Here is a 19,472-nt window from a genome sequence, read left to right as displayed (position 1 = left end):
AGATATGAAAATCATTATTTCAACCTTAAGCCTTTTAATATTAACACATTTTGAAGCGTTTACCCAAACTTTCAACCCTAAATTTAAACTTTTACCTGCCGAAAAGATAAAATTCAACTCCTTTGTAGATTGTAATATGGCAGAAGCATGGGTGGGTGATACTTTTCGAATTTTTCCGGGAAAATACGGAGAAGACCCCGTTTGGGGAATCGGTGTAGATAATCGTTATGCAGATGGTAAAAATGCTGATGAAGTTTTCAAAAGTCCATCAGAAAAATTCTTTGAACCAATCATGCCCGAAAACGCTCCAGTTGGAAAACCGGGCTTACATGGTGCCGTTTGGTTTGAAACAGTTTTCCAAGACCCAAAAGATAAAACAGGTAAAACACTCTTTGGAATTTACCACAATGAAAATTACCCTCAAACCTTACCCTACAACCCCAAAACAGGCGAAGGATATAACAATAAAAAATGGCCACAAGGATTAAGAGGGCCTAAAAGTGCTGCCGCAGTTTGTAGAATTGGAATTATGAAATCGACAGATGGTGGGAAAAGCTGGAAAAATAAAGGAATCTTTATTGAAGACCTAGACCCAAGGATGATATTGAAGCCTTTTAATACCTCAAATACCTTTGGGGGTGGTGTTGGCGACCCATCGGCAGTTGCGAGCGGTGACTATCTTTATTTGTTTTATGGCGAATATGGCTATCCTGGCGTTTTTAATGAAAAGACCTATGACCCCAGCAAAGAATGGTCTGGGCAATGTATAAGTGTTGCCAGAATTGCCATTAAAGACCTTGATAAACCCGTAGGAAAAGCCAAACGTTGGGACGGCAAAGGTTTCAATGCACCTTACAACGGAATTGGTAAGCCAATTGCATCGCTCCAAATACCATTAGAAGAAGGTGGTGGGCCATCTTCCTCTCCCAAAGGTGGTTTTTATTGGGGTCCATCAGTCAGTTGGAATACTTATTTAGAATGTTGGGTGATGATGATGGCAAGAGTGGAAGGCAAATCTTGGGTTGGAGATAAAGTGTTTATTTCGTTCAATAAAAATAAAGAGCTTGGTGCAGCATTAAATAGTCAGGAATGGACCAAACCACAACTATTTTTCGAGAAACCAACATATACGCTTTGGTATCCTTCATTACAACCATTAAACACAGAAGAAGATATTAAGAATAAATATACTTGTCTGATTTTAGGTAAAAAAGCAAGGTTTTTCGTGAAAAGGATTAAACCTTTCGATGATGAATATGCCTCCGAACATATCGTTGAATTTGAAAAATAGAGAAGTTTATTTTTGGTAGTGCTGAAGTTCATTTATACAAGCTGTTGAAAATATTTAATTCAACAGCTTGTATTTTTTAACTATTTTTTTCCTCCTTTTTGTAAAAACTCTAATAAATCTGCCATTTCTTGCTTAGAAATTGCATTTTCAAAGCCTTCCATCATTAGAGATGTACCCATCGACCTAAAAGTTTTGATATCAGATTTGTTGATGGTGACTTTTTCGCCCCCAATTTTATGAATCGTCACCGATTTATCTGTTTCATTAGCAATAATTCCAGTATGGATGGCTCCACTTTTAGTTTCAAGATTATGATTAATATATTTAGGGTCAACCGCCGCGTTGGGGTCAAGAATTTCGTGGAGAATAGTCGCTTTACTTTTTCTACTAATTTCAGTTAAAACTGGACCGACTTCATTGCCAATATTGCCGTATTTGTGGCAATTAGCACAAGTATTACTGAATACTTTTTCACCCTTGAGAGCATCACCACTTAGACTCAATGCAGGTTTCATTTTATCCATTGCCGCTTGGCGATTACTCACACCCGAATCGCTGAATAATTTTTTAGCTCGGCGTTTGGTATCTTCATTGTCTGTCCACCAAAGTAAAGTTCTTCTTCGTTCAAGGTCAAAATTCATCTCGCCAATATTGATTGTGCCATTTTCAAGGCCAGTCAACAGTGCATCATGGTTACTTTCGATGTAAAGTAATAAATCGCTTGCAAAACGACGTGTTTGCGGGCTAAGGTCTTTCCACATTGCCACTACCTTTTTTCCTATCTCTTTCTCACGATAATTTGAAAGCTGACGTAAAGCGTTTTCTTGTAATTTCAGCGGTTGTGAATTTTTTAAACATTCATATAAGATGGTTGATTTTTGAGCATAAGGAACAAAGTCGAGCAATGCCAAATATTGAATTCTGAGCGAATCTAGTAGAGAAGCGTTTAAAACATTTTGTGCGGCCTCATTGCTATACTTCAAAAATTGCGGAGCAGGCGAAAGTTTAAGTTTTTGGCGAATTGCTGCCAAGTCTTTCAATAAATCCAAATTAGCTGAATTTTCAAGTGAAATAAGCTGATTTTCAATTAGTTTTCCATCAATTTTTTCAATATTTTGAGTTAATTGTTTTACTACAAAAGCTTTCTCTTTGTCTGAAAGATTTGAGTTTTGAAGGGTTTTCAAAACAAGAATAAATTCATCAGTTCCGCCAAAAGTATTCAGTGCTAAAGATGCCAATAATTGAGCATTTGGCTGTTTTTCTTTAGCAATCAATGCAAAAAGTTCGGCTGATTTATTTTGAGCGGCCAAAGTAATCGCAGCAACATTCCATTCATCATTCGTTTGTTGTGCTGTTTTTGCTAACGCTTTCAGAATTAACACTTGTTTTTCCTTGTAAAATGGATGATTTTCAGGAAGTGTGCTTAAACTTAAAGCAGCTTGCATTCGAATTCGAGGCTCTGAATCAATCAACAAAGCCATTACTTTATTCAATACAGATTCACTTTTATTGATAAAGCCCTCTGAAATTGTCAAGACATTTTCTCTAATCGAAGCATTTTTATCATTTAAACCCAATTCTACTTCATTTGCTGTAATTTCCCCGGAATTACTTAAAATCCAAAAAGCATGCAAACGAGCAAAATCATTATCAGATTTCAATAGATTTCTCAGACCAACTAAAGATTCATTACTTAGCTGTTTTTCCATCAAAAGTCTTTGAGCGGTATTTCGTACCCATTGATTAGGATTTTCAAGTGCATTTAATAATCCTTCAGAAGTTTTAAACTGCTGAAATTCAAAACTTTTACCTCCATTTTCTAAAGAAATTTTATAAATTCTACCTTGATTTTTTCCTGCGTTCAAATCTAACGTCTTTTCAATTTCATCAGGAATCCACTCGGGATGCTCAATTACTTTTCTGTGAATATCAATCACATACATACCTCCATCGGGGCCAACACTCATATTTACAGGTCGGAAAGCTCTATCGGTACTTGCTAAAAAATCTTTCTTTTCCAAAATTCGTGAAGCCGTAAAAGAAGCACCTTTAGCCTTAATTTTATCAACGTGAATTAAGTTTAATACTACATCGGCTACCCAAACCGTATTATTATATTTTTCGCCTAAAGCACCTCCACCATAATACGTAATGCCACAAGAACCCGAAAAATAGCCCGACTGCTCAGGATGATTCACACGGTCTTCTTGCTCACCAATTGGATATATTCTTGCTAAGCCATTTTCTTCATGGTCAGATATATTTTGTAAAGTATTTTCACTTAAAATTCTTCTTCCTTTAAGGTATCGGTCGGGAAAAACCAAATGCGAAATATGAGTCAAATTATGGGTTTCATAGAAACGCCCAAACTCATCCATTCCTAAGCCAAATCCACCGGAAGAAGCACCCAAACGTTCCATTTGGTGGGTTTCGAGGTTGAATCTTAAATCTTGTCCACGTAAATCTATGGCAGTAGTCTTGTCGCCCCACCAATAAGGTTTTCCGTCATTTCCCCCATTCGCTGCATAAATCCAATTATCAATTCCATAGGTAAGTCCATTATAATTATGCTGAAGATTTTCTTTGGTAAAACCACCCATTAAGGTATCAATTTTATCAACTCGATAATCTTGGTTTTTATCATGAAGTTGGAGTAAATAAGGCGGTGATGCTACTAAAACCCCTTTTTTATATGGCATGAATGAATCTGCTAAACCCAAGTTTTCTGCAAAAACCATTGAGCTATCATAAACGCCATCGGCATTTTTATCTTTCAAAATTAATAAACGACTCTGCTTATCTTCCATCGGATAACCCGGCATCTCAAGTACCATGGCATCGCCATTTTCGTTGAATTCTAAATCAACGGGGTCAACAATTAGCGGTTCTGATGCAACTTTTTCGAGCTTAAATCCTTCTTCAAGCTCAAAACCTTCGAGATTTTTAGGTGCTTTTTGACAAGAAAACAATAAGATTAAAAGAGCAAAAAAGGGAAAGAAAAGGATTTTTTTTGTCATAAAATGGATAAAGCTATTACAACAAAAATATAAAATAAATTATTAAAAATTGTATTATATTTCGAAAATTTAGACAATAAATATGCTTTTATATAAAGAGCATAGTAATATCATTATTAGTTTTTAACATATAAATTAGTGAAAATATTTAAAAAAATCTCAAATTTTCAAGACTTAGCCTATTCATTTCATTTAATTGTCGCTTAAAGTAGAATAAATTCCTTAAAATACTAACTTTGATTCTCAATCCTTAAATTACATCCTATGAAAAACAAACTCTTATTATTAATTATTTTCAGTGCATTTGTAAATATTGGCGTTTTTGCAAAAACGTCAAATTTTATCGCTTCTAATCAATATACTCTTGTTGTAGAAGGTTACGACTGGGGACCAGCAGTAAGTAAAGTGATTTTAGAACTTGACGCTCCAACTACCAATGCCGATTTTAAAGACTATACTGTTTCAGTAGATAGAAGCTCAGATTGTGTAACTATTCCAGAAAATCAAAAAAATGGTTCACGTACTGTTGTCTTTGCTTATGTTTCTGACCCTCAAGGAAATCGTGTCAAAGAAGGCTCAAATATCACTTTAGTATTGAGTGTAGCTCCAAATTTACCGATTGGTTCTCCATTTCAATATTCAACTGGTGGTAAATGTAGAGGCAATCAATGGGTTACTTACCAAGTAACTGTTACAGATACCAAAACCAATAAAGTTTGGAATAAAGAAAAATCACGTATTCGCCCATTGGTTGATGATTTTGATTTGACAGGAAAATACGAATATGAAGCAGGAAAAACGATGTCTTATGCGGCATTTACACCTAAGAAAAAAGCCAGCAAAGCTCCACTTATCATTTGGTTACACGGTGGTGGTGAAGGTGGTTACGACCCAACAATTACGCTATTAGGAAACAAAGCTGCCAATTATGCTTCACCTGAAATCCAAGCTTATTTTGGCGGTGCTTATGTCCTATCTCCACAATGCCCTGGAGCTTGGATGCACGATAAAGATGGGAAAACACAACCTGGCTCTGGTGAAGATGTTTATAATATTGGTTTAATGGCTTTAATCAAAGATTTTGTCAATAAACACCCAGATATTGACACAAAAAGAATTTATCTGGGCGGTTGTTCAAATGGTGGATATATGTCATTAAAGCTACTTTTAAAAGAGCCTAATTATTTTGCGGCTGCCTATATCAGTGCTTTGGCGTATCAATCACAATATATTACTGACCAACAGATTAATAGCATTAAGCACATTCCGATTTGGTTTTTACATTCAAAAGAAGACAATACCACAAAGCCAGATTTGACAGTTGTGCCTGTTTACGAACGATTGAAAAAAGCAGGTGCTAAAAACCTTCATTTTAGCTATTACGACCACGTGACAGATATTACAGGTTTCTTTGGAGGAGAAAATTATTACTATAATGGCCATTGGTCATGGATTTATTCACATGCCAATACTGCCAAATTAGATTATGATGGAAAGCCCGTACTTTTGAATGGTCGCCCCGTTACAATTATGGAATGGATGGCAGCCCAAGCAAAGAAATAAGTTTTCAATAAAAATGGTGAGGAAATGCCTCACCATTTTTTATATCCTTTATTGTTAGTATTCTTATTAAACTTCTCATGTTTATTCCCTTTTTCAGAAATAGCTACCGATTGCTGCTCTTTTCTCTTTGGACTGGATAATAACCTTTCTGCTAAATCTGGTCGATTGAGCTTAGTCAATCTATTGCGAATCCAAGATTTAAACTCTGGTTTATACCAAAAGAAATACCTATTCTGTGCCTGTTTTTCCTCACGAGTTTTGGCAGTTTTGATAGGTTGTAATGTATAAGGATGAACTCCTGTATAATAAATTACCTCTGCCACAGTCATCGGTGTTGGTGTAAAGTCTTGTACTTGTTCTAATTGGAAACCCAAGTCTTTAGTTTCGGCAGCAAGATTGGCCATATCAGCCTCTTCACAACCAGGGTGAGATGAAATAAAATAAGGAATTAGCGGCTGCTTTAAATTATGCTTATCTTGAATTTTATCGTATTTTTCCTTGAATTTCCTAAAATACTTAAACGATGGCTTACGCATAACACGAAGTGTATCAGCAGAAGTATGTTCAGGTGCCACTTTCAGACGCCCAGAAACATGGCGAGTAACCAATTGCTCCATGTATTCATCATGGTTGCCATCTTGGTTATTCTTATTGAAATCATCAACCAATAAGTCATATCTAATTCCCGAACCTACGAAAGCTTTCTTTATTTTTGGGTGAGCATCTACTTTTTTGTAAATTTCAGTAATCGGCTTATGTGAAGTATCGAGGTTTGAACAAATCACAGGGTGAATACAACTCGGTGCTTGACAACGGTTACAGATGGATTCATCTTTACCTTTCATTCTATACATATTGGCTGATGGCCCACCTAAATCTGAAATATAACCTTTGAATTCAGGGTGATTGACCAATTCTTCCACTTCTTTCATGATAGATTCCTGACTTCGTGAGGCAATAAACTTACCTTGATGTGCAGAAATTGTACAGAAACTACACCCACCAAAACAGCCACGATGCATGTTTATCGAGAACTTAATCATTTCGTAAGCAGGAATTGGCCCACGATTTTTATATTTGGGGTGCGGTAATCGTGTATAAGGCAAATCAAAAGATTGGTCAATTTCTTTTTCATCCATTGTTTTGAATGGAGGATTAATAACCAAAGTCTTTTTTCCTATTTTCTGAGTAATTCGATTCGCTTGCCATTTATTCGACTCTACTTCCACAACCTTAAAGTTTGAAGCATATTTAATTTTATCCCTCAAACATTCTTCATGACTAGCAATTTCTACAGTATTCCAATTTTTATGTTGGGGTAAATCATTGTGAGCATGATGTAAGTACGCAATCTGATTAATATCTCGGATATCTTCAAAGCGTTCGCCATTTCTAAGGCGAGTCAATAACTCACGTAAAGGTTGTTCACCCATACCATAAACTAGCATATCGGCTTGCGAATCTTCCAAAATAGTTGGCATCAACTCATCTTTCCAATAATCATAATGTGTTACACGGCGGAGTGAAGCCTCGATACCACCAATCAATACAGGTACATCAGGATAAATTTGCTTCAAAATTTTGCTGTAAACACTAGTAGCATAATCTGGACGAAACCCAGCTTCGCCACCCGGAGTGTAGGAGTCATTGGAGCGTAAACGCTTGTTGGCTGTATAATGATTCACCATCGAATCCATACAACCAGCCGTTACACCAAAGAAGTATTTGGGTTTCCCAAATTTTTTAAAATCACGCAAGTCATCTTGCCAATTTGGCTGTGCCACAATAGCAATTTTATAGCCTTCGCTTTCGATGATTCGCCCGATAACTGCTGTTCCGAAAGCAGGATGATCAACATAAGCATCACCCGAAATTAATACAACATCCAGCTCATTCCAGCCTCTTTTTTCTACCTCTTTTTTGGTAAGTGGTAACCAGTCGGTTATTGGTCTTTCTAACATAAAATAGTTTGTATTCTGTGGTTCGCCGTCAGTAGCTTTTACTGAATGTTCCCCACAAGCTATTTAGTTGCCTTTTCAAGCAAACTCTCGCAAAATTACGGAATATATTTCCTAATAACCATCAAGCAGCCTATTTGGTTTCAATAAATAACTCACAACAATCGAAATGATAGTGCGTTGTTTCTATCAAAAATCAATTATTAAATAAACCAATGAAAAAACTAAGTATTATAATTTTCTTGTTTTTAATTATTTCATCGTGTAAAAAAGAGTTTGCCCATTTTCAAAAATCAAATTATTCAACTAATGATTATTCCATAAAACCAATAATTTCCCAACCAGAATTATTGGTTTCAAATGAAATGGAAAGTATTTCGAGTAGAAACTTTACTAAAGAAACTGTCATTGAAAACCCTCAAATACCTTTTATTAAAGAAGAAATTAACAAAAATAGAGTAAAAAACGTAAAATATCGAAGCAAAGTTCTTATAGTAAAACCAAGTTTTGATTCTAAAAAATATAGTCAAAATATTGCATTAAACAGCTTGAAGGCTAAACCTGTTCCGCTTAATTCTGCCATTTACACAGGTTTTATTTTCTTAGCGATTGCCATCAGTTTGAGTTTACTTTCACTTCAAACCTTATCCATTTTATTTGGCATTGCATCAATTTTTATGTTTTACATAGGTTTTAAAAGATACTTTAGAAGAAGAAAATGGCGAGAAATTTTCAGATAATATTACAAAACGCCACAAATTGTTGAATTTTGAGGAATCTTTTCCCCGTTTTTATCTGATTTTTTAGACGATAAACTAAAAAAATTAATGGTATTATTCTTTTGTAGTGATGGTATCTCAGTTAGGAGATTAAGTTTTTTTACTAACCAAATCATATAATACCATGAAAAAATTAGTTTTAATATTGACCTTCATTCCTTTTATATATGGATGCAATCGTTCAAGTGATACAAACGCCGAAATCATGAAAGCCAAGCAAGCGGCTATTGACTCCGTAAACCAAGCAAACTTGATAAGTCAGCAACAAAAAGAAATCGACTCTTTGAAATTGGCAGCCAAAGACAAAGAAATAAAATCAGAGAAAAATAATTTAGCTGCTACTAAATCACACAATAGTACTGCTCCAGCACCATCGCCTTCAGCTCCTGTTCCTGTTAGTACTTCAAAAAAGAAAAAATTAAGTAATACCGCCAAAGGAGCGATGATTGGTGCAGGCGTAGGAGCCATCACTGGAGCAGTTGTTTCTAAGAAAAAAGGTCAAGGTGCTATTATTGGTGGTGTTGTTGGAGCCGGTGCCGGTGCTGGCGTAGGTGCAGTAATTGACCACAAACAAAGATAAACTGGTTTACCGCTATTAGCTATTGGCTAGTAGCGGTTAGCTGTTCGCTAAACTTGGATAACCAAAGTATGGAGCCACCTAGTGTGGTTCCATTTTTTATTCCCTATTTTTTAAGATAAAGGCTAAATTTCGTTCGTAGGATTTTTTTATGGATACAAGTTTTTTATCATCCTTCCCTATTTCTTCCATTCGCTTGATAGCCATTTCATAATAATCAGATAAGTGCTCTCGTAAACTATTTCGATGCTCAGCCTTTTTAAACGGACATTCACTTCGAACTTTTTCATAATCTTCTTGCAAGAATGATAGCTCCATATCTTCAACCTCTGCCAAAAGCACTTTCAATTTACTTGAATCAGTAACAAACGTGAGAATATTTGTTATTGTCTTTATGAGATGCCTTACAACTATATAATCTTCTTTTCCCCAATGATAGATTTGGTCAAATGCTAAATCGACTAATTGTTCGAAATTAAATTCTCGGATAAAAATATTTTTCCTTTCTAATAAGATTGCCTCCTTTGAAATTGTATTGCTTAAAGCTGCTTTTTGAATAATATTTCCGAGATAATCAATACAGTTAAGAGCCGTAGTTGGGTCATTTACCGCAGGAGAAATAGCCTTGATAGCAATATCTACCAACTGACGGATACCAAAAGGAATATCTTGCTCATAGCTACGAAACTTGCTGATGATGAACTGTGCGGCAATTAACTGTTTGTTTTGCTCGAAGAAAACCCTATCCTCCTCATTGTCAATCAAAACTTCTAGCAATGGCATTCCAGCCAAAACAAAACTTCCCACATGTGGTTTCACTACAATTTTCGAACGATTACCCTCAGGAATTACATCAAACAATTTTTTATACTTGATAGAATCCAAATACCCACTTTCTTGATTAATAATCAATACTTTATCTGAAGGATTTTGTTGAAAACCATTAGTTTCGTAAAGTTGTTCGATTTCGTTGATTGTACGTTTTGCGATGTTTTGAGTGATACTTGAAGCATTGATATTATCAACCACATGATGAATAAACAAGGGAAAAACCAGCAATATCAAGTAAAAAGCCCCCACAATACCAAATTTCGGATAAATTAATACGGCATCAGAAAGACCAAAATATTGCAAGCTCATCAGATACCCCACACAAGCAATAAAAGACCAAAGAAAAAAACGACTAAAATGGTCGTATTCAAAAAATGAACGAATAATTCGAGGAGAAAACTGAACTGAAGCAAGTTGTAAAGCAACAAAAACAAACGAAAAAGTAGTTACAACTAAAGTTGCCACAATACTTGCCAAAGTAGATAAAAAGCCATCGAGTAGTACTCCAGCCTCACCCGGACGTAGATAATGCAGAATAAGTGTCAGAAGTGCCACAATCACATAAGCTACGAGTGTTAAGTACCGCCAATCTTGCTTGACACGCTCATGGAGTAAAAGAATTTTCTGTTTCAATTTCTAAAATTTTCAATTTTGATTCCTAAAAATAGAGCTTTCTCACTTCAAAACAGGTGTTTTTACGCATAAAATATTTTGGAATTAACCTTAATTTTGTAGTTTACAATTTCAATGATTAATTCCTTCCCATTATGGAAACACTATACTTGACACGCAATTTAAAAATTGAGCCCAATGAGATAATGTACCTTGAAAGTGAGAGCAATTATACATTAATTTACACAACTAACAAATCAAAAACTATAACTTCTCAAACACTTCATGTGGTTCATTCGTCTATCAACTATGATAATTTCTTGAGAATCAGCAGAAAACACATTATAAATATCGAACACATCTCTACCATTTATTTAGAAAAAAACAGACTTACCTTCAAATTATCTAATGGCGAAAAATTTATTGCTTCTCGAAGACGTACGAAAGACTGTTTAGACAGAGTAAAATTTATTTCATTTACGTAAACAGACAAAACCTTAATAAATGATTCAAATGAATGGTGTAGCTCGTTTTTAGTATATTTTTTATATTTTTCAAATCAAACAATAGTATCTTTGCTTGAAAAATTAAAGAATCTAATCAAAAGATGAAGCAATATCACGATTTACTAAATCATATTCTTGAAAATGGTACCGTAAAAACTGACCGTACGGGTACAGGAACTATCAGTGTGTTTGGTTACCAAATGCGTTTTAATCTTCAAGAGGGCTTTCCACTTGTTACAACCAAAAAAGTACACACAAAATCTATTATTCATGAGCTTTTATGGTTTATCAAGGGCGAAACAAATATTGCTTATTTAAAAGAAAATGGCGTTTCGATTTGGGATGAATGGGCCAACGAAAATGGAGATTTAGGACCAGTATATGGTAAACAATGGCGTAGCTGGGCAGCACCTAATGGCCAGACAATCGACCAACTTAAAGATGTTTTGAACCAGCTAAAAAAATCACCAGATTCTCGAAGAATTATCGTTTCTGCTTGGAATGTAGGTGAACTTTCTAAAATGGCATTGATGCCTTGTCATGCTCTCTTTCAGTTTTATGTTGCTGACAATAAATTATCTTGTCAATTATATCAGCGTAGTGCCGATGTGTTTTTGGGTGTTCCATTCAATATTGCTTCTTATGCCCTTCTTACCATGATGGTTGCCCAAGAATGTGGCCTTGAAGCCCATGAGTTTATCTGGACTGGTGGCGATACCCACATTTATTCAAATCATATCGAACAAGTAAAATTACAGCTCTCTCGTGAGCCAAGAAAATTACCAAAAATGACCTTAAATCCTGAGGTAAAAAGTATTTTTGACTTCAAGTTTGAAGACTTTACACTCAGCGAATATGACCCATATCCAGCCATTAAAGCTCCAGTAGCAGTTTAAAACAAGAATAGCCGTTGCATTGCAACGGCTATTTTAATTATACAAAGGTTTTTAGTGCTGACGATTTTGTTTGAGGTTTCGTTGGCTCATCTTCATAATTATTTGTCGCTTGCCAACGCAATTCCACGAAAAGTTTGCGTATTGATAGCAAATTCTTTTGTCAACTTCTCAGTTCCTAATTCTACAACGAAAGTATATTCGCCATCAGAAAGGTTTGACAAATTAAATGCTTTCACGTAAGCAGCATCATTGGCAGCATACTCAACGAAGTACACATTATTTTCTTTATCTACTAAAGAGATTTTTGTTTTTTGTTTCAATGGGTTTTCAAAAGCTAGTTTGAAACGTAGGCTACCCATATCTTGAACTGCTAATGCATTTTTCTCAGTAGAGGCCACTTTTCCTGTTGCTTTTGTTTGTGCCATACCTTCAGTAGTGGCTGTAGCTAAAGTCAATACGATTGCTAATGCTTTAATGATATTTTTAGTGTTCTTATTCATTGTCTTAATTGTTTAATGATGAAAATAAAATTGAGCGAGACTTAGGTTATTTTTTGGCTAATGAAATACCACGTAGTGTTTTTGTACTAATGACGAAGTCTTTTTTCGACAATTCGCTACCAGCTTGTACTACAAATGAATACTCGCCGTCAAGCAAATTCGAAAGGTTAAATGCCTTTACATACTGAGCATTTCCATTAGTATATTCGCTAAATAAGATGTTCTCGTCTTTGTCAACTAAAGAAATTTTAGTTTTCTGTTTCAGTGGGTTTTCAAAAGCTAATTTGAAGCGAAGGCTACCCATGTCCTGTACGCTTAGGTTTGATACTTTAGCTGTTGAGCTTACTTTTCCAGATGCAGCTTTTGCTTGTGCAAAACCTTCAGTAGCTGTTACCGAGGCAAGTGCCAATACGATTGCTAATGTTTTCATAATTTTCTTTGTTTTTGTTTCCATTGGAGTAAATTCTTTAAAAGTTAAAACTAAAAAAAGTCATATCAATTATTCGTCTCCTTCGAAAACCTTTGTGATGCAAATGTATGTAAGCATCTGAACATAAGTCAATTAATAAATCATTAATTTCTAAAAGTTGTTTTAAAATTATAGCATAATATTAGAATATTACAACGTTTTTCGGAATACTTCAAGAGAAAGTTCAAATAATCCTATTAACTGAATAGACTAAATAGAAGCAAAAATTTCACTTTTTTGAGTTGCTTTTCAATTCTTCCTTATAATAATACAAAAACCCATTTTTTTTCTCTTTTGAGTGTATTTTGCCAAATAATATTTTTTAAAGATTTAGTAGAACGTTTTTTGTTAGTTTTAGCCTAAGTATCAGTAATTATTCAAATGCCCATGTACCATTTATGTATTTTTTTTGGTAAAACTTTAGAAAAAATGTTTCCTTAGTACACTATTTTAGTGTGCTCTACCCTATTTGCTTTCATACTTAAAACTGTCACGATGTTAAAAATTGAGAATTTTTCAAAAAAATATAATAATCATACAATCATTGCCATTGAAGAATTAAGCATCCCCGAAGGCATTCATTGGTTTAAAGGTGTAAATGGTTCGGGAAAATCTACCTTCTTTAGGTCAGTGGCTGGAATCATTCCTTTCGATGGTAAAATCTTATGGAAAAATCTTGATATCAGAAAAGATTCTGTGAATTACAGAATGAAAGTAAATATGAGCGAAGCCGACCCCGCATATCCAGATTACCTCACTGGCTATGATTTATTAAGTTTTATTGCTCAAGCCAAACAAGCGGCCCCTAGTCAACTTAATCAATTGGCAGAAAAAATTGGTGTTGATATTTATTGGAAATCTCCGATTGGTACCTACTCAAGTGGAATGCTAAAGAAAATTTCTTTATTATCAGCGTTTTTAGGACACCCCAGTTTAATAATGCTCGATGAACCTTTGATTACCATTGATAAAAATTCAGTAGCAATAATATATGATTTGGTAAAAGAATATGCTTTAAACCAAGGAGTAAGCTTTTTACTTTCATCACATCAGGATTTTCTCACGGGTGGTTCTGAAGCCAAGTTGAGTATTAAGAATATTTATTTAGTACAAGACCAAACCATTACTCAGCAAGTATGAAAAGCATCATTCGAATACTCAATCTCGCTATTACAAAGGAATATTACCGTCAAAATGTAATATTTATTTTTGCAATCATGATGTTTAGTTTTGGTTTTCTGAGAGCCAATGAGCACATTACAATCATAAAATTGGTTTTGAAACTACCTTCATTGCTTCTATTAACATTCCTTGTTTGGGCTCTACATACTGTAAAAATTACCCTTTTTACTTTACGAATGTTTGAATCAAAAAACAACGAATTTTTATATCACATCAGCCTTTTTCCAAAACTAAAACGCTGGACAGCCTTTGCTGCTCTACAATTTAATTTGGTTCAACTAACTTTCTTATATTCTTTGTGGATGCTAAAAATTGCCCTTGAAGAAAAGCAATTTGGGGCATTTTTCTTGATTATTGCCTATCATATCATTTTTATTGTAGCAGGAATAGCAGCATACGAGTATCGACTTCAAAGACCTAATGCCACTCAAGTAATCAAACAACCAATTCAAAATCTTTTAGGGAAATTTACTACGCCTCATTTCCTATTTTATATTAGATATTTATTTGCTAAACAACCTGTATTATTACTTTTAGGCAAATTATTTAGTTGTTTTATGCTGGCAGGTGTTTGTAATTTATATCCCACTGATGCTTACGATGAGCGACTACTAGCTTTGGGTGGACTCTTTTCTGCGGCAGGACACAGTATTTTTACACAAGAATTTATCTATTTTGAACACCAATTTTTATCTTTCAGCAGAAACCTTCCTATCAAAACATTTCAACGTTTTTTAAATTATAGCATTACTTATTCAATTATTCTTATTCCTGAATTAATCGTACTTCTTAGAAATCTACCACAGGGAATAAGCGTTATTTTTATTTTTTCTCTGATGACATTCATCTTATCAATGATTCTACTGAATCATCAAACGCAATACATCAATAAAATTAATAATGATACTTATTTACAGAGATTATTTTTTGTTGGAATCTTATTCTTACTATTGATTATGTTCAAAATTCCAGTAATTTTGATGGCTTCTGTCAATATTTTGTTGGCGGGATTTGTGCTAAATAAACATTTTTATGAAAGTCAAATGCTAGACTGAACCCAATGAAACCCAAATATCTATTTTTTATTTTAATCTTTCTTTCATCATTCGCTACACTCGCCCAAACTCAATTTAAGTTTTCGGGTGAAATTCAAAATCCGACCGAACGAAAGGTTTTAATAACACTTTACCGTGACTGGGTTGGAGAGGAAGAAGAATATGAAATAGAGCTCAATGAAAAGAATCAATTTTCTTTTAGTTCTTCTATCAAACATATCGCATATATCGACTTTTACTACGCAGACCAAGGTTTTCATTATTGGATTATCGAGCCAACAGATGATATTACAATCAAGTTTTCGCCAAAAAACTTTTGGACATCAATCAAGGTTTGGGGCAATGGTTCTGAAAATTGGAATTATTATATCAAACAAAGAGAAAAATTTGAAGTAAAACGAGACTTTGAGATGGAAGCAGAGCGGCAGAGCCAGACAGCACAACAACAATACTTCAATTTTTTAGATAACGAACAATTAACGCAATTAGAATATTTAGAAAAAACACCCAATTTATCTAAAATCTTCATTCAATCTCGCAAAGCAGATATCATAGGGGCCATTCAAAATTATAAAATCAATTACTTATCGAGTAAAAAATATGGTTCTTGGCTTGAGGAAAAAGTAAAAACTACCCTCAAATTGGAGGCACTTGCTGATTCTGTTCAGGCAAATTCGCTCGAATACGGCAATATGTTTCAAAATTTGATGGATTTATTTATTGCGAAATCTAGCAATCGAAAACATAAAGAGTTGACCGAAAATGAAGAACTCAACCTTATTAAATCCTCTTACGACAAAGACTATTTTTCATTCAAACTAATTGAAAGAGTTTTGGCATTCAAGCTAAATAACATGATTGACGCTGAAAATATTAGTCCGAAAGTTCAAACATTAGTTGAAGACTTCTTAGCAACAGCAAACGATAGAGATTATAAAAACTATTTGTCAAATAAAGTAAATTTTTCAAAAACGCTCTCAAAAGGTTCGCCGGCTAAACCTTTCAAATTAAAAGATATTGATGGTAAAGATGTATCATTAAAAGATTTTCAAGGAAAAATAGTTTACCTCGATTTTTGGGCAAGTTGGTGTGGTCCGTGTATTTATGACATGAAATTTATGGAGCCAATCAAAGAAAAATTTAAAGCTGAAGTTGTTTTTATTCAAATCTCTTTAGATAGTGAGGTAGAGTGGAAAGACGCCGTAAAAATGTATCATATAAAAGGCATCAATCTAAGAGTTGATGAAAACAGTAGTATCACTAAAAACTATGGTATTAGTGGTATACCAGCCTATTTTTTAATAGATAGAAAAGGAAATTTTGCCGTTTCACAAGTAGCAGACCCAAGCCACGAAGAAGGGCAAGAATTAATCAAACAAATTGAGGAAGTTTTACAAAGAAACTGAGCTACCACTCAAAAAACTATGCAAAAACTTGGCAAAGTTGCTTAAAATCGCCACTACCACAATATTTATTGGGGCAGTGGCATGAATACTATTTTTGTCTTCGATTAGCCAAATAAGCTTCCATTTCGACCAAACTAAGGGCATTAAATGTCATATTAGCTGTAAGTCCACCTTTTCGGGCGGCTGCTACACCATAATTCATGTCGTGGTAACCTTGCATTTCGTGGGCATCAGGGTTGATACTCAGCATCACGTTCCTTTCTAAAGCATATTCAATCCAACGCCAATCGAGGTCTAAACGGTAAGGACTAGCATTGATTTCGATAACAACTCCATTAGCTGCACAACAATCAATAACTTCCTTATAATCAATCGGATAACCTTGTCTTGAAAGTAACAATCTACCTGTCGGATGACCTAAAATAGTAGTATAAGGGTTTTCAATGGCTCTAATTAAACGCTCAGTTGCACGAGCTTGGTTCATAGTCAGATTCGAATGAACAGAAGCTACGATGTAATCAAAACTAGCCAAAATCTCGTCTGGATAATCGAGTGAACCATCACCTAAAATATCAGACTCTATTCCTTTTAAAATTTTAAAAGGTTTATCTGTTGATAATTTTTTATTTAATTGTTCAATCTCGGCATGTTGTTGCAGAATCTTCGTAATCAACAAACCATTAGCATAAGTGGCAGACTGTGAGTGGTCAGCAATTCCTAAATACTCAAAACCAAGTTCTTTACAATAAGTTGCCATTTGTTCGAGTGAATGTTGTCCATCGGAATAAGTCGAGTGGTTATGCAAAATTCCCTTTAAACTATTCCAAGTAACAAGCTCATCATTTGAATGTTTTTTCACCCATTCAAATTCATTAAGACCTTCACGCATTTCTGGAATGATGTAAGGAACCCCAAATTTCTCGTAAATGGCTACTTCTGCCTCCTCTTGGGTAGATATCTCTTTTATGTTAATGGCAGTATTCAACAATGATATACCATTTTCATTGCGTTTTTTAAGGTGGTCTTCATGGGCGGAATAAATAAACTGTTTAGCAACAAAATCACTTTCAAGTACAAATCTGATTTCGATTAAAATCTTATTTTCTAAATATTTACCACGCCAAACAAAAGGTGAGGATGCTTTTAAATCTTGCTCAAAACCTTCCATTTCAAAAGTAGGTAAATTGCCTTCATAAGCTATTAAGAAAGTAAGTGTATCAACAGTTTCCGTTTTTCTTCTAATTTGCCCCGTAATTTCAACTTTAGGAAAGTTATTTTGGATAACTTCTAAAATAATTTCAGCCAAAATTGCCGCTTTATCCATGCGGAGTTTTCCAGCCTGACTTTGAATAAACTTCAAAGATTCTAAAATTGAATCTTGTGTTTTTCCGCCAAAACCTTTCACCTTAGCAATACTTCCATTTTCACAGGCAATTTGTAACTCATTGAGATTATCAATGCCCAGTTCATTCCACAAAACCTTGATTTTCTTTGCCCCAAGGCCTTTAATTTTAAACATTTCAATAACACCTTCAGGCGTTTTGGCTAGTAATTCAACTAAATCTCTTAGCTGTCCCGTACTAACCATTTCTAAGATTTTACCCGCCATCATTTTCCCAACCCCTTGAATCTGTGTAAGTTGAGGAAAATCTAATTGTGCTAATTCTCCCACATATTTATCTAAATTATAGGCAGCATTAGTATAGGTTTTTATCTTAAACTCATCTTCGTTGTGCAGTTCAAGTAGTTTTGCGGTAAGCTCAATTGTTTCAACAATATCTGAATTTGACATCATGTTTTCTTCTTAAATTTTATGCAAATTAGCTGTTTTTATTCATTTTAAGGTATTTTGTATAAAATCTAAATCAAAAAAAAGCTTGCGAACTTAAAAGTCCACAAGCTTTTTATAGGCATCAATAAGTTTTGATTACAAAGTAGCCAAAACATTATTCATATTTCTCACTGCATCAGCCGATTTTGCAAAAGCAGCTTGTTCTTCTTGGTTCAAACGAATATTTACGATTTTTTCCCATCCATTTCTACCAATTACAACAGGCACACCTAAACAAATATCTTTTTGGCCATATTCTCCATTCAAGTAAACACTTGAAGGAATCACTTTTTTCTCATCACGGATGATTGCCTCAACTACCGCACAAGAAGCAATACCCGGAGCATACCATGCTGAAGTTCCTAACAAACCAGTAAGTGTTGCACCACCAACCATAGTATCGGCAGCTACTTTATCAAGTACATCTTTTGATAAGAAACGGCTAACAGGAATACTATTTACAGTAGCTAAACGAGTCAATGGAATCATGGTTGTATCGCCATGACCACCGATTACTTGTCCGTGAATATCGCTTTGAGCAAAACCAGTTGCTTGCGATAAATAATAACGGAAACGTGATGAGTCTAACGAACCACCCATACCGATGATACGCTTTTTGTTTACACCCATTGATTGAGCTACTTGATATGCCAAGTAAGTCATTGTATCCATTGGGTTCGAAACAATTAACAAGATTGCCTTTGGAGAATGAGTTAAGATTTTCGTAACCACATCTCTTACGATACCTGCATTGATTCCAATAAGTTCTTCACGAGTCATACCTGGCTTACGTGGTAAACCCGAAGTGATTACAACTACATCAGATTTTGCAGTTTTTGTATAATCATTTGTTGAACCGATAATTTTTGTATCGAAGCCTTCTAATGAAGCTGTTTGCATCAAGTCCATTGCTTTACCTTCAGCAACACCTTGCTTAATATCTAGCAATACAACTTCATCTACGATTTGCTTACGAGCAATGTTGTCGGCAGTGGTTGC

The 19,472-nt window shown here is 34.6% G+C and carries 16 protein-coding genes; 9 read left to right on the top strand and 7 right to left on the bottom strand.

What is annotated here, in order from left to right:
- Positions 1-4 precede the first annotated feature (4 nt).
- Positions 5-1,291, top strand: coding sequence for a hypothetical protein (locus A6M55_RS17405; protein WP_064196789.1), 1,287 nt, complete (start codon positions 5-7; stop codon positions 1,289-1,291).
- Between the two features lie 80 nt (positions 1,292-1,371).
- Here A6M55_RS17405 and A6M55_RS05070 read toward each other — a convergent pair whose 3' ends face one another.
- Positions 1,372-4,308, bottom strand: a complete 2,937-nt coding sequence (locus A6M55_RS05070) for a PVC-type heme-binding CxxCH protein (RefSeq protein WP_064196788.1) — start codon at positions 4,306-4,308, stop codon at positions 1,372-1,374.
- Positions 4,309-4,572: 264 nt separating this feature from the next.
- Between A6M55_RS05070 and A6M55_RS05065 the strand changes: the two genes are divergently transcribed.
- On the top strand, positions 4,573-5,871 hold the full coding sequence (locus A6M55_RS05065; RefSeq protein ID WP_064196787.1) for a prolyl oligopeptidase family serine peptidase: 1,299 nt from the start codon (positions 4,573-4,575) through the stop codon (positions 5,869-5,871).
- A 29-nt stretch (positions 5,872-5,900) separates the two neighbouring features.
- Here A6M55_RS05065 and A6M55_RS05060 read toward each other — a convergent pair whose 3' ends face one another.
- Positions 5,901-7,832 (bottom strand): YgiQ family radical SAM protein, encoded by a 1,932-nt coding sequence (locus tag A6M55_RS05060; protein WP_064196786.1) that lies wholly within the window; start codon positions 7,830-7,832, stop codon positions 5,901-5,903.
- Positions 7,833-8,044: 212 nt separating this feature from the next.
- Between A6M55_RS05060 and A6M55_RS05055 the strand changes: the two genes are divergently transcribed.
- Positions 8,045-8,569, top strand: a complete 525-nt coding sequence (locus A6M55_RS05055) for a hypothetical protein (RefSeq protein ID WP_064196785.1) — start codon at positions 8,045-8,047, stop codon at positions 8,567-8,569.
- A gap of 163 nt (positions 8,570-8,732) precedes the next feature.
- A complete protein-coding gene (locus A6M55_RS05050) occupies positions 8,733-9,188 on the top strand; it encodes a YMGG-like glycine zipper-containing protein (protein WP_015030249.1) in 456 nt (151 codons plus the stop codon).
- A gap of 96 nt (positions 9,189-9,284) precedes the next feature.
- Here the strand turns inward: A6M55_RS05050 and A6M55_RS05045 are convergent, their stop codons facing one another.
- A complete protein-coding gene (locus A6M55_RS05045; protein ID WP_064196784.1) occupies positions 9,285-10,649 on the bottom strand; it encodes a DUF2254 domain-containing protein in 1,365 nt (454 codons plus the stop codon).
- A 134-nt stretch (positions 10,650-10,783) separates the two neighbouring features.
- Here A6M55_RS05045 and A6M55_RS17680 point away from each other — a divergent pair, with 134 nt between their 5' ends.
- Positions 10,784-11,113, top strand: a complete 330-nt coding sequence (locus tag A6M55_RS17680) for a LytTR family DNA-binding domain-containing protein (RefSeq protein WP_015030247.1) — start codon at positions 10,784-10,786, stop codon at positions 11,111-11,113.
- Positions 11,114-11,235: 122 nt separating this feature from the next.
- On the top strand, positions 11,236-12,030 hold the full coding sequence (locus A6M55_RS05035) for a thymidylate synthase (RefSeq protein ID WP_064196783.1): 795 nt from the start codon (positions 11,236-11,238) through the stop codon (positions 12,028-12,030).
- A 98-nt stretch (positions 12,031-12,128) separates the two neighbouring features.
- Here the strand turns inward: A6M55_RS05035 and A6M55_RS05030 are convergent, their stop codons facing one another.
- Positions 12,129-12,530: a hypothetical protein gene (locus A6M55_RS05030; RefSeq protein ID WP_015030245.1), complete on the bottom strand. Its 402-nt coding sequence runs from the start codon at positions 12,528-12,530 to the stop codon at positions 12,129-12,131.
- Between the two features lie 46 nt (positions 12,531-12,576).
- Entirely contained in the window at positions 12,577-12,960 is a 384-nt protein-coding gene (locus A6M55_RS05025; protein WP_229235479.1) for a hypothetical protein, read from the bottom strand.
- 534 nt (positions 12,961-13,494) lie between these two features.
- Between A6M55_RS05025 and A6M55_RS05020 the strand changes: the two genes are divergently transcribed.
- The 3 genes from A6M55_RS05020 to A6M55_RS05010 are packed head-to-tail and all read left to right on the top strand — an operon-like array spanning position 13,495 to position 16,642.
- Complete coding sequence (locus tag A6M55_RS05020; RefSeq protein WP_064196782.1) at positions 13,495-14,139, top strand: ATP-binding cassette domain-containing protein; 645 nt, start codon at positions 13,495-13,497, stop codon at positions 14,137-14,139.
- On the top strand, positions 14,136-15,236 hold the full coding sequence (locus A6M55_RS05015; protein ID WP_015030242.1) for a hypothetical protein: 1,101 nt from the start codon (positions 14,136-14,138) through the stop codon (positions 15,234-15,236). The genes A6M55_RS05020 and A6M55_RS05015 overlap by 4 nt, the downstream gene beginning before the upstream one ends.
- 5 nt (positions 15,237-15,241) lie before the next feature.
- Positions 15,242-16,642 carry a TlpA disulfide reductase family protein gene (locus A6M55_RS05010; protein WP_015030241.1) on the top strand — a complete coding sequence of 467 codons (1,401 nt, stop codon included), beginning with the start codon at positions 15,242-15,244 and terminating at the stop codon, positions 16,640-16,642.
- Positions 16,643-16,730: 88 nt separating this feature from the next.
- Here the strand turns inward: A6M55_RS05010 and A6M55_RS05005 are convergent, their stop codons facing one another.
- Positions 16,731-18,434, bottom strand: coding sequence for a DNA polymerase/3'-5' exonuclease PolX (locus A6M55_RS05005; protein WP_064196781.1), 1,704 nt, complete (start codon positions 18,432-18,434; stop codon positions 16,731-16,733).
- Positions 18,435-18,569: 135 nt separating this feature from the next.
- On the bottom strand, positions 18,570-19,472 hold a 903-nt coding region (locus A6M55_RS05000), incomplete at its 5' end, for a malate dehydrogenase (RefSeq protein ID WP_064196780.1).

It is taken from the genome of Emticicia sp. MM (assembly GCF_001649495.1).
This window is presented reverse-complemented; position numbering and strand designations above follow the sequence as displayed.